Annotated in this window: 13 protein-coding genes and 2 tRNA genes; 4 read left to right on the top strand and 11 right to left on the bottom strand. The window is 70.6% G+C overall.

The features are described from left to right. Positions 1 to 68: 68 nt before the first annotated feature. Both ACZ5VD_RS29060 and ACZ5VD_RS29055 read right to left on the bottom strand, forming a co-directional pair. Positions 69 to 140, bottom strand: a tRNA-Val gene (locus ACZ5VD_RS29060). A gap of 39 nt (positions 141 to 179) precedes the next feature. After that, positions 180 to 626: an SRPBCC family protein gene (locus ACZ5VD_RS29055; RefSeq protein ID WP_468683770.1), complete on the bottom strand. Its 447-nt coding sequence runs from the start codon at positions 624 to 626 to the stop codon at positions 180 to 182. A 111-nt stretch (positions 627 to 737) separates the two neighbouring features. On the opposite strand from ACZ5VD_RS29055, the gene ACZ5VD_RS29050 reads away from it, so the two are divergent. Next, complete coding sequence (locus ACZ5VD_RS29050; protein WP_468683769.1) at positions 738 to 3197, top strand: SCO7613 C-terminal domain-containing membrane protein; 2460 nt, start codon at positions 738 to 740, stop codon at positions 3195 to 3197. Positions 3198 to 3204: 7 nt separating this feature from the next. On the opposite strand, the gene ACZ5VD_RS29045 is transcribed toward ACZ5VD_RS29050, so the two are convergent. The 7 genes from ACZ5VD_RS29045 to ACZ5VD_RS29015 all read right to left on the bottom strand — a co-directional run bounded on the left by ACZ5VD_RS29045 (position 3205) and on the right by ACZ5VD_RS29015 (position 10901). After that, entirely contained in the window at positions 3205 to 5940 is a 2736-nt protein-coding gene (locus ACZ5VD_RS29045; protein WP_468552238.1) for an exo-rhamnogalacturonan lyase family protein, read from the bottom strand. A gap of 117 nt (positions 5941 to 6057) precedes the next feature. After that, positions 6058 to 6657, bottom strand: coding sequence for a hypothetical protein (locus ACZ5VD_RS29040; protein ID WP_468683768.1), 600 nt, complete (start codon positions 6655 to 6657; stop codon positions 6058 to 6060). 11 nt (positions 6658 to 6668) lie between these two features. Then, positions 6669 to 7580, bottom strand: coding sequence for a carbohydrate ABC transporter permease (locus ACZ5VD_RS29035; protein WP_468552240.1), 912 nt, complete (start codon positions 7578 to 7580; stop codon positions 6669 to 6671). Continuing rightward, positions 7577 to 8578 (bottom strand): carbohydrate ABC transporter permease, encoded by a 1002-nt coding sequence (locus ACZ5VD_RS29030; protein ID WP_468552241.1) that lies wholly within the window; start codon positions 8576 to 8578, stop codon positions 7577 to 7579. The genes ACZ5VD_RS29035 and ACZ5VD_RS29030 overlap by 4 nt, the downstream gene beginning before the upstream one ends. Further along, positions 8578 to 9867 carry an ABC transporter substrate-binding protein gene (locus ACZ5VD_RS29025; protein ID WP_468552242.1) on the bottom strand — a complete coding sequence of 430 codons (1290 nt, stop codon included), beginning with the start codon at positions 9865 to 9867 and terminating at the stop codon, positions 8578 to 8580. The genes ACZ5VD_RS29030 and ACZ5VD_RS29025 overlap by 1 nt, the downstream gene beginning before the upstream one ends. A gap of 425 nt (positions 9868 to 10292) precedes the next feature. Continuing rightward, a tRNA-Val gene (locus ACZ5VD_RS29020) sits at positions 10293 to 10364 on the bottom strand. 78 nt (positions 10365 to 10442) lie between these two features. Then, a complete protein-coding gene (locus tag ACZ5VD_RS29015) occupies positions 10443 to 10901 on the bottom strand; it encodes a TIGR02611 family protein (RefSeq protein WP_468683767.1) in 459 nt (152 codons plus the stop codon). Between the two features lie 191 nt (positions 10902 to 11092). On the opposite strand from ACZ5VD_RS29015, the gene ACZ5VD_RS29010 reads away from it, so the two are divergent. Further along, positions 11093 to 11506 carry an SsgA family sporulation/cell division regulator gene (locus ACZ5VD_RS29010; protein WP_004002642.1) on the top strand — a complete coding sequence of 138 codons (414 nt, stop codon included), beginning with the start codon at positions 11093 to 11095 and terminating at the stop codon, positions 11504 to 11506. 218 nt (positions 11507 to 11724) lie between these two features. After that, positions 11725 to 12285 carry a CGNR zinc finger domain-containing protein gene (locus ACZ5VD_RS29005; RefSeq protein ID WP_468552244.1) on the top strand — a complete coding sequence of 187 codons (561 nt, stop codon included), beginning with the start codon at positions 11725 to 11727 and terminating at the stop codon, positions 12283 to 12285. Positions 12286 to 12372: 87 nt separating this feature from the next. On the opposite strand, the gene ACZ5VD_RS29000 is transcribed toward ACZ5VD_RS29005, so the two are convergent. Both ACZ5VD_RS29000 and ACZ5VD_RS28995 read right to left on the bottom strand, forming a co-directional pair. Next, the gene (locus tag ACZ5VD_RS29000) at positions 12373 to 12525 is read right to left on the bottom strand and encodes a hypothetical protein (RefSeq protein WP_164873000.1); all 153 of its coding nucleotides are present in this window, start codon (positions 12523 to 12525) and stop codon (positions 12373 to 12375) included. Between the two features lie 179 nt (positions 12526 to 12704). Continuing rightward, positions 12705 to 13154 (bottom strand): hypothetical protein, encoded by a 450-nt coding sequence (locus ACZ5VD_RS28995; protein ID WP_468552245.1) that lies wholly within the window; start codon positions 13152 to 13154, stop codon positions 12705 to 12707. A gap of 213 nt (positions 13155 to 13367) precedes the next feature. Between ACZ5VD_RS28995 and ACZ5VD_RS28990 the strand changes: the two genes are divergently transcribed. Continuing rightward, a complete protein-coding gene (locus ACZ5VD_RS28990) occupies positions 13368 to 13892 on the top strand; it encodes a DsbA family protein (protein ID WP_468552246.1) in 525 nt (174 codons plus the stop codon). Positions 13893 to 13953: the final 61 nt, after the last annotated feature.

Genomic DNA, 13953 nt, shown 5'->3' with positions numbered 1-13953 from the left:
GCTCTCGACACCAAAGGCCCTCGACATGCGGAAAGCCGGTCCGTCTGAGACGGACCGGCTTGTCCCGGTGGGCGATACTGGGTTCGAACCAGTGACCTCTTCGGTGTGAACGAAGCGCTCTCCCACTGAGCTAATCGCCCGGGAACGCACTGAACAATACAGGTCCCCGCACCCTTCGTTCAAACCGCGTGCAGGTGGCCGACGAGCCCGCGCCGCCCGGACCTCATCATCAGCCGGTGGTTGGCCCGGAACAACGGCCGTCCCGGGACGGCGAACCGGCGCAGCAACGGCTTGTTGACGTCGACGACCTGCTCGTAGCGGGCCAGGCTGCCGGTGCCGTCCGCGGTGATCGTCCAGCGCGCCCAGCCGTCGATGTCCCCGGACATGGTGATCTCCAGGGTGCCGGCCGCCGGGTCCCGCCGTACCTCACGGGCGGTGAAGGTCAGGTCGTACGGGAGGAGGGAGCGGATGCGGATGACGCCGGTCGTGTCGTCGATCCGGTTCACCTCGCGCACCTGGGGCCACCAGCGCGGATAGTCCTCGGCCCGTTCCAGGGCGTCGTACACGGCGGCGGGCGGCGCGGGCAGCCGCCATCGGCTGTGGAAGCGGTAGCGGGTGAAGTCCATGAGCGGAGTGTGCCCCAGGCGCGGGCCCGGGCCCCGGGCGGCGCACATCTGAGTACGTCCTGAGTACCCACACTCATGCTGTGCGAGGTGACGCCGACCACACTCGACGGTATGACGCACATTCCGCCGCCGGCCGAGGAGCTGCGGCTCATCGACGCCGAGTTGTGGCACCTCGACGCCCGCCGGGCCCAGTTGCTGACGCGCCGCGCCTGGCTGGTCGCGGCCCTGCACCAGGCGTGGCCGACACCTGCCGCGCCGCCTCGCGCACCCCGCCCCGAGACCTCCGCGCCACGCGTCCAGAACGTGCTGCTCCTGCTCGGTGGCGTCCTGCTCACCATCGCCGCGATGGTGTTCACGCTGGTCAGCTGGGGGCACATGGGCATCGCCGGGCGGGCCCTGGTGCTGGGCGCGGTCACGCTGGCCGCGCTCGCCGCACCGGCGGTGCTGCTGAAGCGAGGGCTGCGCTCGACGGCCGAGTCGGTGGCGGGCCTCGGGCTCGCGCTGACGGTGCTGGACGCCTACGCCCTGCACGGGGCCGCGCTCGCGGGCACCGACGGCACGGGGTACACGGCGGTCGCCTCCGCGGTGCTCGCGCTGGTGTGGGCCGCGTACGGTCTGCTGCCGGCCACCCGCGCGCTGCGCCTGCCCCTGCCCGCCGCCCTGTCCGTGGCCCAACTCCCGCTGCTGCTCTGGGCGGTGGCCGCCGACGCCGTGCCCTACGGGGTCACCACCGCGCTCCTGTTCACTGCCGCGCTCGACACGGGCGTGGCGCTGCGGGTATCGGCCCGTTCCGTGCGGATCGTCGCGGCGATCGGCGCGTACGGCATGGGCGGCTGGGGCGTACTGGCCGCCGGCTGGCTGTCCTGGACGGCCACCGGCCCGAGCGCCGCCGCCCGTGCGGCGGCGCTCCTCCTCCTCGCGGCGGCGACAGCGCTGGGCGCCGCCTGGCACGACGGCATCGCGGAGGCAGCGGAGGAAAGCGCCGACGCGCGCGGTCCCGGCCGCAAGGACGCCCTCGGTCTCGCGGTGATCGCCGGGCTGCTCGGCGTCGCGGCGCTCGGCGGTGCGGTGCGCCCGGCGCTGCCGGAGGCGTGGACGGTTCCGGTCCATCTGGTGTGCGGGATCGCCCTGTTGGCGACGCTGCGGGCCGGGCGGCTGCCGGCGGCGGTGCGGCACGGCTTCGTGTGGGCCTCGGGCGCCGTACAGACGCTGGCCGTGCTGTGGTCACTGCCCGTCGTCACTCTGGCGCTGCTGGGTCCGGTCGGCTGGGCGGAACGCGCCTGGACCGGCGCGCCGGCGGACGCCCGCGCGGCGGTCGCGCTGGACGGGCCCTGGCCGCCGCACACGGAGACGGCTCCCCTCGTCCTGGCAGCCGTCGCCGCCGTCGCGGTCGTCTTCGCCCGGACGGTCCGTGGCACGCTCTGGCGGTCCCGGGCGCGGTGCGGTGCGACGGCCCTGCTGTGGGTGACGCCGTTCGTGCTCCCGGCGGTGCTCGAACTTCCCTATACGGCCGCCCTGTCGACCTACGGCGTCATGACGGCCGGGGCCCTCGCGGCGACGGTGTACGTACGCCGGGGCACGCCCGCGCCGCACGGCACGGCGACGGCCCGTCCGTTGACTCCTCCTCGGCTCACCGCCCTCGTCCTCGCCCTGGCCGGCTCCCTCAGCCTGGCCTTCCTCTCGCTCGCCTCGCGGTCCGCGACCCTGGCCGTGCTGTCCGCCCTGACCGTGCTGTTCGCGGCGGCCTCCTGGCATCCGCGCCTGGCACCCGTCACCGCGCCGGCCGCACTCGGGTACGCCGCCGGACTCGCCTGCGCGACCGGCGCGGCCCTGAACTGGCAGCCGTCGCACACCGCGCTGCTCGTACTCACCGTCCCGGTGGCGGCGGCCCTGCTGGCCGCGCGCCGGGGCAACGGCCCGGCCGTCGTACCGGTCGAGGTCGCGGGAGCCACCGTCGGCCTGCTCGCCGTGGGACTCGCCGTCACCGATCCGCCGCTGCTGGCGCTGGTGCTGGCCCTGTGCGCGGTGATCGCCGCGGGCACGGCGATCCGCCCCGACCGGCGCCCCGTCGGCTACGCGGCCGCCGCGCTGTTCGTCCTGGCGACCTGGGTACGCCTGACGGCCTGGGACATCGGGACGCCCGAGGCGTACACGCTTCCGGTGACCGTCCCGGCGCTGCTGCTGGGCGCGCTGCGCAGGCGCCGCGACCCGCGGACGTCCTCCTGGACGGCGTACGGCCCCGGCCTCGCCGCCACCCTCGTGCCGAGCCTGATCGCCGTCTGGGGCGACACCGACTGGACGCGCCCGCTGCTGCTGGGGCTGGGCGCGCTGTCGGTCACGCTGCTGGGCGCCGGGCACCACCTCCGGGCGCCGCTCCTGCTCGGCGGCTCGGTGCTGATCCTGGACACACTGCACGAGCTCGCCCCCTACCTGGTCCAGGTGGCCGACGCGCTTCCCCGCTGGGTGCCTCCCGCCCTCGCCGGACTCCTGCTGCTCGCACTCGGTGCGACGTACGAGCAGCGCATCCGGGACGTCCGACGGGCGCGGGAGGCCCTGGGGAGGATGAACTAGCCTGCCGCTACGGCATCTTGTCGCCCAGCAGTGCCAGGTTCTCGATGGCGGCGAGGCCGTAGAGCGCGGTGTCGTTGGTGGCGACCCACGCGGCCTCGCTGCCCGGGACCAGGGTGACGGGGCCGCTCAGTTCCTCCGTCTTCCAGGGGGCCGACTCCTTGTAGCCGTCGGAGTTGTAGAACTTCTCCCACGCCCGCTTGGCGAGTTTCTCGTCGCCGGTCTGCACGGCGGCGTACGCGTCGAGGCGCGAGTGGCCCTGGAACAGCAGCAGGCTGCCGAAGTTGGAGCCGTAGCGTGCCGCCTGTTCGGCCTTCGTGGCGTTGAAGTAGCGGCAGTAGTCGAAGTAGGCCTCGTTGAACTTCGGCATGTCGACGAGGTCGATGAGTTCGGCGCACAGCTCGTTGAGGCCGAACACGGCGGAGAGGTGCGAGACCCCGACCACGGGTGCCGCGGCGGTCGCGAACTTCCCGGTGTCCAGGTCGTACAGGCCGCTTCCCTGTACGAACCCGTTGGGCTGGGCAGCGATCGTCTCCATCGTCGACAGGACGCGCGCCTTGGCCTTCTCCCACTTGGGGCCCTTGCGCTCCCACTCGGTCAGCCAGGCGGAGACCAGGCCGCTCCAGTCGGTACCGAAGCCGATCGACAGGGCGTGCCGGTCGGGTGTGTACGGCTCGGTGCGGATCTTGCGGATCGGGTCGAGGACGAGGAAGGTCTCGTCGGAGTCGACGTTGGCGTGCATGAGGTCGCCGACCCGTTCGTCGGCGGTGAGGAAGTAGTAGTAGCGGCGGTACGTCGTGTTGGCGATGCGCTGCTGCTTGGCGCTGTCGGCGTAGTGCTGCACACCGTGCCGGGTGCCGAGGCCGGCCCACTTGCCCAGGTGGTAGACGTCGACCTCGCCGGTGTGCCGGGTCATCGCCTCGGCGAAGCGGAAGATGTCCGCCCGTCCGGAGCGCAGGTAGGCGAACCAGAGCCAGAGGTCCGGCGAGAGTTCGGAGTTGTCCCAGGCGTAGCCGCCGACGTCGTACCGCCATTGGTGCCGGACCGTGTCGTACGTGTGCATGATGTCGCCGTAGTCCCAGAAGCCGTACCAACGGCGCATCTCCACCTGGTCCTTGTAGTAGGTGAAGAGGAAGTCGAGGTGGTCCTCGATCTTGGCCTTGGCGGGTGTGGAGCGGTCCGGTTCGGCGTAGAGGCCCGGGCCGAAGACGCCGGCCTTGATGAGCTGCTTGGGCGGGGCGGCGAGCTGGGGCAGTACGCGTACGGCCTTCACCTGCCGGGCCAGGGCCTCGGCCGAGGGTGTCGACTCGTTGGCCCAGAAGAGGAGTTCGGAGGTGCGGGCGATGCCGTAGGGGGTGCCGAACTCGGGCTCGTAGTCCTCGTAGGTGATGTTGAGGCCTTCGAGCTGTTCGGCGAAGGTGTCCTGGCCCATGCCGTCGTGGTAGAAGCGCAGGTCCATGGGCTGTGCCTCGGGCGACCAGAGCCAGAGGGTGACCTCGGCCTCGTCGGTCTGGGCGTCGCGGATGTCGAGCTGGGCCGGGTACTTCTCCCAGAAGTCCCGCAGGCCGAAGGAGAGTCCGCCGCTGACACCGCCGACGTAGCCGAAGCCGGAGGCCCGCTTGCCGCCGCCGGCGCCGATCCAGCCGTGGCCCTTCTTGGTGCGCTTGCGCAGGCCGAAGCCGTCGGCGGAGAGCTGGGAGAGGGTGTAGTCGCCCCACTCCGGGATGTACTGGAGGCGGGTGGTGACGCGCTGGTCCCAGGTGGCCGGGTCGGGCAGTTTCTCGCCCGCGTACTGGGCGGCCTGCACGGCGGCGCCCGGGTCGCGGCGCAGTCCGGTGATGCCCTTGACGGCCTCGCGCAGCAGACCGGTGCCGTCGCCGCCGATGCGGACATGGCGGTCGTAGGACTGGTCGCGCATCGGCACGGTGAAGCGGACGCCGAGGCCGCGGATGAAGTCGCCGCTGGCCTTGCCGGGCTCCTGGGTGCCGTCGAAGGTGACGGTGTGCACCATGCGGAAGGAGTCGGCGCCGGCGTAGAAGTAGAGGCGGACCGAGAACGGCAGCCAACTCCGGCCGCCCTTGCGGTGCTTGCCGTCGATGCGGACGACCGCGCGGACCGGGCCGTCCTGTTCGACGGTGACACCGGAGATGGCTCCCTCGAAGCGCTCGGTCTTGACCGCGCCCTGGTCCTCGTCCTCGATCTCGGGCTGGCGGATCAGGACGAGGCGGCCGTTCTTGGCGATCTCCGTCGAGCCACGCGTGACCGACTTGATCAGCGTGGCGCCGGACTTGCCGATCTTCGCGGTGATGACCCCGGTGGAGACCGTGATCGTGCCACCGCTCCTGTCGACGGTGACCTTCTTCGCGGGGGCGGTGGTCTCGCCCGCGGCCAGGGTGAGCTTGCCGTTGCCCGAACTCACGGCGTGCGCGGTCCACTTGAGGGAGCCGTCCGGCCAGTAGGCGAGGGGCCAGGACTGCACGGGCACGGCCTTGCCGTCCGCGTCGGTCGCGGCGAAGTCCTGGTCCTCCCGGTAGGTGCCCTTGGGCCAGGGGACGCCGAGGGTGGAGCCGGGGGCGGCGCCGAGGCCGCCGTCCTCCAGCCAGTCCAGGGTCACCGGATCCGCGTCGGCGTCGGCGGCTCTCGGCGCAGCCTGCGCGTCCTTCGCTCCTAGCGCCCAGCTGAACTGCGCGGCGGCTCCGGCGACCGCGGCCGCCTTGAGAAGAGACCTGCGGGGAATGGGAGACATAGGGATGCAGCCTTTCCTTTCCGTTCCGTGCGGGAGGCACTGCGGTGCGGCTGGTCAGGGGCATGACAGATGGAGGTACGGCGCCGGAGCGCCGACCCGGTACGAGGGCACCGCCCGTCAGCGGTGCCGGTAGCGCTCCTCGACGGCGACGGCCGCCGCCGAGACGGCCCCGAGGACCGGGACCGCCAGGGGTGCGACGAGCCAGGCGGACACGGCCACCACGGCCAGCCCGCCGACGATCAGGAAGGAACCGGCGGGGTCGAGCACGGTCCGGCGCCCGGCCCGCGCCAGCAGAACGCGCCAGGTGGCGCCCGGCGTCCACACCGCACAGGCCCGCAGCCCGGCGACGGCGAGCCCGATCAGCGCGAGGACGCCGACGGCCCCGACCAGCGGGCCACCGGGAATCCCGGCCCGCACGGCCTGGACGTCCACCCAGACCGCGCCCGCCGCCGCCCACCCGGCGAGCCCGGCGAGCCATCCGCCGCGCACGGCCACCCGGAAGTCGGCGACGAACTCCCGCCACCCGCCCGCCTGGTGGGTGGTGCGGCGGCGCAGGTGCCGCGCGCCGGCGGCGAAGGCGGCGGGATAGGTGACCACGCCCAGCGAGGCCACCGCGATCCACACCCCGGTGAGCAGACACTCGGCGAACACACCGAACCGTTCGGCGAGGACGGACTCCCCTCGCGGGGTACGGGCTTTCGCGCGCGCTTCGGCCATGGTCGGTCGCCTCAGCCCTTCAGTCCGGAGGTCGCCATACCGTCGATCAGATAGCGCTGGAAGGCGAGGAAGAACGCCAGCACGGGCAGCAGGGCGACCAGCGACATGGCGATCATGCCGCCGTAGTCGGCGACGCCCTCCTGGTCGACGAACATCTTCAGACCGAGGGAGACCGTGTACTTGTCCGGCTCGTTGAGGTAGATCAACGGGCCCATGAAGTCGTTCCACGAGTTGATGAAGGTGAAGATCGCGCTGGTGATCAGGGCCGGACGGCACAGCGGCAGCACGATCGACCAGTAGATCCTCAGGTGCCCGCAGCCGTCGAGACGGGCGGCCTCGTCGAGCTCCTTGGGCAGGTTGCGCATGAACTGCATCATCAGGAAGACGAAGAACGCCTCGGTGGCCAGGTACTTCCCCAGCAGCAGCGGGGTGTACGTGTTGATCATCCCCATGTTGCGGAACAGCACGTACTGCGGGATCAGCAGCACGTGGTACGGCAGCAGGAGCGTCCCGATCATCAGCGTGAACAGGAGATTGCGGCCCGCGAACCTGATCCGCGCGAAGGCGTACGCCGTCAGCGAGCAGGACAGCACGATGCCGGCCACGGAACCGAGCGCGAGGGTGAGCGAGTTGACGAAGAACGTGGAGATCGAGATGTCCGCGATGCCCTCGCCCAGCCGCGTGTAGTTGGAGGTGATCGGGTCGCCCGGGAACAGGTCCAGGCTGCCGACGATGTCCTCGCTCTTCTTGAAGGAGCCGCCGATGACCCAGACCACCGGATAGAGGATCACGGCGAGGATCAGCAGGGACCCGATGTGCCAGGCGAGGGAGCCGGGCAGCCGCTGCCGGAAGGCGCCACCCTTGGTGGACGGGGCCATGGACGGGTCCGGAGCCGGGGCGATCTCGGTGGCCTGTGCGCTCATCGGGCGCCCTCCTCGTAGTGCACCCAGCGCTTCTGGGACCAGAACAGCACCGCCGTCACCAGGGCGACCGCGACGAGCAGCATCCAGGCCATGGCGGAGGCCAGACCCATCCGGCTGTTCTCGAAGCCCTGGACGTAGAGGTAGCAGGTGTAGACCATCGACCCGTCGGCGGGCCCGCAGGCGTTGCCGCCGGCGCCGCCGCCGACGATGTACGCCGAGCTGAAGATCTGGAAGGAGTGGATCGTCTCCAGCAGGACGTTGAAGAAGAGGACCGGGGAGATCATCGGCAGGGTGATGTTCCAGAACCGCCGCAGCTTGCCGGCCCCGTCGACCTCGGCGGCCTCGTACAGCTCGCGCGGGACCTGCTTGAGACCGGCCAGGAAGATGACCATGGGGGCGCCGAACTGCCAGACGGTGAGCGCCACCAGGCTGTAGATGATCAGCTCCGGGTCGCCGGTCCAGCCGCCGACGTCGATCCCGAAGAACTGCTGCGTCCGGTCCACGACCGCGTCGTCCGAGAAGATCGCCTTCCAGACGATCGCGACGGAGACGCTCGCGCCGATCAGCGAGGGCGCGTAGAACGCGGCCCGGTAGAAGGCCTGGCCGCGCCGCTGCTGGGCGAGCAGCAGCGCCACCCCGAGGGCGAGCAGCAGTTTGAGCGGTGTCCCGACGGCCACGTACCAGAGCGTCACCTGCACCGAGTGGCGCCAGCGCGGGTCGCCGAACATCTCGGAGAAGTTGTCGAGCCCGATCCACTTCGGTGTGTCGAACAGGTTGTAGTCGGTGAACGCGAAGTAGAGCGAGGCGATCATCGGCCCCGCTGTCAGCAGCAGGAACCCGGCGATCCACGGGGACATGAAGAGATAGCCGGCCAGGGTCTCCCGGCGGCCCCGCCGCTTGAGGGCGGCGGGGCGCGGGGAGTCGACCGGACCGTGCCGCGGCTCGGAGTCCTTGGTCAGGTCCTCCATCGCAGGGGCGTGTGTCACGGTGGTTCCCATCAGCTGCCGAGAGCCGTCTTCGACTCGGTGAAGAACTGCTTGACGGCCTCGCTCACCGAGCGCGTGCCCAGCGCGAGTTCCTCGGCGATGCGCAGGAACGCGGACTCACAGATGTCGGCGCCGTTCGGGTGCGGGGTGATCGGCTCCAGGACCCCGGCCGCGACGAGGGACTCCTCGTAGGCGGCGATCGCCTTGTTGACCTCGTCGGTCGGCTGGAAGGCGTCGAACTGCGCCTGCGTCGCCGGCACCCCCCGGTCGTAGCCCATGATCTTCGCGACCTCGGGGTCGTGTGTCATGAAGTCGATGAACTGGGCGACCTCCTTCGGATGCTGCGTCCGCTTGGAGGCGCTGAGCATGAGGGAGCCGAGGTACTGGCCGGTCTTCTTGCCGTCGGTGGTCGGAATGGGCGCCAGACCGTACTCGCTCTTGCCCTCGGAGGTGTAGCGGACGGTGAAGTTGTCCCAGGTGAACTCGCCGCCGGCGAGTTCCGCGGAGACCGCCGACTTGGGCTTGATCTGGGCGACCTTCTTGGGATCGGCGTAGAGCCCCTCCTCGACGCCCTTCTTGGCCTTGGTCCACCAGTCCGTCAGATCCGCCTCGGTGAAACCGAGTCCGTCCGCGGTGAAGAACGCCTTGCCGTTCTGACGCAGATACAGGTCGTACAGGTACATCACGCCGTACATGCCGCTGTCGCCGGCCCGCCCCGCCTTGTCGCGGATCTTCTGCATCGCCGCGTCGAAGTCGTCCCAGGTCCAGCCCTGTTCCGGCTTCACACCGGCCTTGGTGTAGACGGGCTTGTCGATCACCAGGGACATCGAGTTGGAACCGACCGGAACCCCGAGGAGTTTGCCGTCGACCTCGCCGAACTTCTCCAGGCCGGCCCGGAAGCCGTCCATGGAGAGATTGCCCGCCTCGACCTGTGCGCTGAGATCCAGCAGCACATTCTTCGCGTCGTATTTGCGCAGGAATCCAATGGCATTCTGGAAGACGTCCGGCGGATTACCACCGGAAGCCTGGGTGTTGAACTTCTTCCAGAAGTCGAGGTAAGGCTGGAAGTCCGTCTTCACCTTGATCTTCGGATACTTCTTCTCGAAGAGCACGATGGTCTTGTTGATGCGCTCGGCACGGTCCTCGGCACCCCACCACGCGTAACGGATCGTGACCGTCCCGTCCGCCGACGTACCGCTGTCTCCCCCGCACCCCGTGGTCGCGGCCAGGCCCAGTGTGGCCGCCGTCGCCCCCGCGGCCTTCAGGATCGTGCGCCTCTCAACATTCCTGCTGGTTCCCACAGTCGGACCCTCCCCGCAGCGTCGTTGCCGCCTGCATGAATCGTTTCAAGTAAGCGCTTGCTGGCACAAGTTACGGAGGGCCTCGGGGTGCGTCAATGATTCGGACAGGAATTTCTTGTGAGCCCGCCGGGCGAGTTGACGGTGCGTCGGGACCACTGCGGAGGGAAGGCCGCGGGACTCCGCAGGTGAGGCGCGTGCGGCCGACGGGCCGAACACCAACTGGTCTTCCGCACGCGGAGGGTGATCGGCCGGAACTCGCCGCCGGGCAGGGGCACTTCCGGGACGACCGGGGCACTGCCGCCGCGCGCCGCCGCCCGCCCGGGGCGGGGCCCCGCGCCTACCGAGGCAGCGGCCGACGTGTGCGCGCTCGGGAGGCGGGCATACGACGGCGGCCCGTCCGCTGTGCAGACGGGCCGCCGGTCCGGTGGGCGATACTGGGTTCGAACCAGTGACCTCTTCGGTGTGAACGAAGCGCTCTCCCACTGAGCTAATCGCCCGGACGCAGGGAGAACATTACCCCAAGTCAGAGGGTGCGGACGACCGCCGCAGGCCGGCCCGCGCACGCCTCTCGCGGCTCACTGGTCCTTGATCTTCCAGGGCATCTCGAAGCCGAACTTCCACAGGTAGAAACCGACGATGACGGCCACGATGACCAGGCCGATCGACGTCAGAATGATGTTGCGCCGCCGGACCTCCGGGTCGAGGGCGCGCTGCGCCGCCTCGGTGACCTTGCGCTTGGTCCAGCGCAGTACCAGCTGGGCCCAGACGAACTCGGTCGCCCAGATCGCCATGCCACCGAAGATCACGACCCAGCCCGGTCCGGGCAGCGGCAGCATCACGATGCCGGCGCCCACGACCGCGAGTCCGATGACGAAGACACCGACCTGCCAGCTCAGGTGCAGCATGCGTCGCGCCTTGATGAATTCCGGCGCCTTGGAGCCGAGCGGCTGCTCGCTCCCGCTCTTCGCCCCGTCGGTCCGCGTCTCGTCCGCCGCCACGGCAACCTCGCCCGGCTCGTCACTCCCCGTGTTCATACAGCCAAACCCTACCGGACGGAAACCGGTCACCGTAATGGGCGTACCGTGCGAACACGCTCTCGGCCGGAAGAGTTACGTAAAGGCACGCAAAACACTCAGAGGGGTTTACAACGGCACCGTAGGTGGCATGTCGATTTCGCCGACGTGCGAATCCCCGAGCGCACACTGAGCGAAAGGCCCTGGCGCTTATGAACACCACGGTCAGCTGCGAGCTGCACCTGCGCCTCGTTGTGTCGAGCGAGTCCTCCCTGCCTGTCCCCGCAGGCCTGCGGTACGACACGGCCGACCCCTACGCCGTGCACGCCACCTTCCACACCGGTGCCGAGGAGACCGTCGAGTGGGTGTTCGCCCGCGACCTGCTCGCGGAAGGCCTCCACCGGCCCACCGGAACCGGCGACGTCCGTGTCTGGCCGTCGCGCAGTCACGGTCAGGGCGTCGTCTGCATCGCCCTGAGCTCCCCCGAAGGGGAAGCTCTGCTGGAGGCCCCTGCGCGGGCCCTGGAGTCCTTCCTGAAGCGAACGGATGCCGCCGTGCCACCCGGTACGGAGCATCGCCACTTCGATCTCGATCAAGAGCTCTCGCACATCCTGGCGGAAAGCTAGGGCGAGGCCGCACAGAGCCGCCCGGCGCCGTCCACTCGGGGCGACGGCTCGGGCTCAGACAACCGCATAGGGCAGGCACCGGCGCCGTCACCGTGGATCCTCACGGGGGCGGCGCCGGTGTGCGTCGTCCCGCCGTCGGCCTCCCCGAGGCGCGCGACGCATTACCATCGGCCAGCATCGGCGGGCGTCCGCCCGACCCCCAGGCCAGGGAGCGAAACGTGCTGATCACCCACGACACCCGGTGCGCCCTCGACACCGTGGTGGATCTGGTGAACACCGCGCCGGAGGACGACACGGCTCCGGACGCGCTGGCGGATGTCGCCGGCCTCGCCGATTTCGTACGAAACCACGAGATCAGTGATGTCGGAGTGCTCTCCGAGTTCGACCTCTCGGCGGTGCGCAAGATCCGCGGGCGGTTCGCCTCGGTCTTCGCCGCTACGGACCCCCGGGCCGCCGCGGCGCTGATCAACGAGTTGGTCGCCGCCGCCGGCACCACACCGCGGCTCACCGACCACGACGGCTACGACTGGCATGTGCACTACTTCGCGCCCGGCGCCTCCGTCGCGGATCACCTGGCGGCCGACTGCGGGATGGCGCTGGCGTTCTTCGTGGTGGCCGGCGAGCACGAGCGGCTGCGCCGCTGCGAGGCGCCCGACTGCCGGCGCGCCTTCGTGGACCTCTCCCGGAACCGGTCGCGGCGGTACTGCGACAGCCGCACCTGCGGGAACCGGCTGCACGTGGCCGCCTACCGGGCGCGGCGCAAGGAAGCGGCGGGCTGAGAGCCCCGGACGGTACGGGACGGCCCCGACAGGGCCCTGGTGTGGTCGCGACCCCCGGCGGGTGACGCCGGGGACCGCGGGTACGGGTCACAGCAACAGCAGGTCGTGCAGCGCAGCCGTGAGCAGCAGACACCCGATCACCGCAAGAAAGATCATCAGCGGTGGCTGGGAAAGGGCGAAGAGGCATCCGCGCGGCTCGTCCTGCGGCGGCGCGGCGTCGCTCTGTGTCGTGTCCAGCATCTCGCGGCGATGATGACGCAGTCGGGATGCCTGACGCGATCAACACGCCCGTAATGAGCGGGAGTTCGCCGGATTCCGTGATGTCCGGTTCGAGTCGTGATCACTTCCGGACGTGCAGGGACACGCTGTGTCGTTTCAGTGCCTCATGCGGACGTCATATGCCGATCGCCGTGGAGGGGTCAGATGCCGTGCTTCTTGAGGATGGCCTCGATGTCGCTGAAGTCGTCGGTGGCGGTCCCGGTGCGGGGCCGGTTCGCCGGCTTGGCCGCCGGACGGGTGCCGGGGCCGAGGGAGGGGGCCGAGGCCGTCGGCGCGACCGCGTCGGGCTGGGCGGCGCCCTTGGCCGCCGCCCGGCGCTCCTTGCGGGTGCCTCCGCGGCGGCGCTCCACCGCCCGGGTGCTCGCGAACAGTACCCAGGAGACACCGAGCACCCCGAAGCCCGCCCAGGCCGTCGGGCTGAGGGCGGTGTCCGCCAGCCACTCGACCACTCCGGTCATGACCAGACCGAGAGGCACCAGTGAGTACGCGGCGATACGGACGGCGGAGAGAAAACGCTTGCGGTACGCCGTGACCGCCGCGATGCCCAGGCCGGCCGCGGCGACGGCGGAACAGACGGTCTCGGCAATCATCCGGTCCTCCAGGGGCAGGGCTCGGTCGGCGGGGGCACTTCGTCCCTTCCATCCTGCACCCCAGGCCCCCGGTCGGGCCATGCTCCGACCGGACATCAGGGACATCTCCGGGTCGGCTCCTCCCCAGGTGCCGGTCGACGTCGTCCCCCGCGGTCGCGGCCCGGCACCCGGGTCCGATGGGGACGTCCAGGACGGGACTGGAAGACTGGGGCCATGAGCGACTCCTCCCCCGCGCGTCCGGCCGCGCCCGTTCTCGACATCTGGTGCGAACTGCAGTGCCCGGACTGCCACAGCGCCCTGGACGACATCCGTGCCCTGCGCGCCCGCTACGGCGACCGGTTGGAACTGCGGCTGAGGCACTTCCCGCTGGAGAAGCACCGGCACGCCTTCGCCGCCGCGCAGGCCGCCGAGGAGGCGACGGAGCAGGGTCAGGGATGGCCGTACGTCGAGGCGGTGCTCGGCCGGGTCGCCGAGCTGGACCGCCGGGGCGAGCCCCTCCTGGTCGACATCGCGCGTGAACTCGGCCTTGACGCCGAGGAGTTCGACACGGCCCTGATCGACGGCCGGCACATCCTGATCGTGGACGCCGACCAGGCCGAGGGCAAGGCGATCGGCGTCACCGGCACCCCGACCTATGTCATCGACGGCGAGCTCCTCGACGGCGGCAAGAGCCAGGCCGGACTGCGTGAGCGCATCGAGGAGATCGCGGACCGGCTGCTGGCCGCGCGGAACGCCTGAGCCGGCCGAGGCCGGGCCCGGGCCCGGCCGCACCGACGGTCTCTGGCCCACCAGGGCCCAC

The sequence above is a fragment of the Streptomyces sp. NPDC032822 genome (assembly GCF_055578825.1).
This window is presented reverse-complemented; position numbering and strand designations above follow the sequence as displayed.

Coding starts and splice junctions, on each gene's coding strand:
- ACZ5VD_RS29055 (WP_468683770.1), bottom strand. CDS start 626: ATGGACTTCACCCGCTACCGCTTCCACAGCCGATGGCGGCTGCCCGCG.
- ACZ5VD_RS29050 (WP_468683769.1), top strand. CDS start 738: ATGACGCACATTCCGCCGCCGGCCGAGGAGCTGCGGCTCATCGACGCC.
- ACZ5VD_RS29045 (WP_468552238.1), bottom strand. CDS start 5,940: ATGTCTCCCATTCCCCGCAGGTCTCTTCTCAAGGCGGCCGCGGTCGCC.
- ACZ5VD_RS29040 (WP_468683768.1), bottom strand. CDS start 6,657: ATGGCCGAAGCGCGCGCGAAAGCCCGTACCCCGCGAGGGGAGTCCGTC.
- ACZ5VD_RS29035 (WP_468552240.1), bottom strand. CDS start 7,580: ATGAGCGCACAGGCCACCGAGATCGCCCCGGCTCCGGACCCGTCCATG.
- ACZ5VD_RS29030 (WP_468552241.1), bottom strand. CDS start 8,578: ATGGGAACCACCGTGACACACGCCCCTGCGATGGAGGACCTGACCAAG.
- ACZ5VD_RS29015 (WP_468683767.1), bottom strand. CDS start 10,901: ATGAACACGGGGAGTGACGAGCCGGGCGAGGTTGCCGTGGCGGCGGAC.
- ACZ5VD_RS29010 (WP_004002642.1), top strand. CDS start 11,093: ATGAACACCACGGTCAGCTGCGAGCTGCACCTGCGCCTCGTTGTGTCG.
- ACZ5VD_RS29000 (WP_164873000.1), bottom strand. CDS start 12,525: ATGCTGGACACGACACAGAGCGACGCCGCGCCGCCGCAGGACGAGCCG.
- ACZ5VD_RS28995 (WP_468552245.1), bottom strand. CDS start 13,154: ATGATTGCCGAGACCGTCTGTTCCGCCGTCGCCGCGGCCGGCCTGGGC.
- ACZ5VD_RS28990 (WP_468552246.1), top strand. CDS start 13,368: ATGAGCGACTCCTCCCCCGCGCGTCCGGCCGCGCCCGTTCTCGACATC.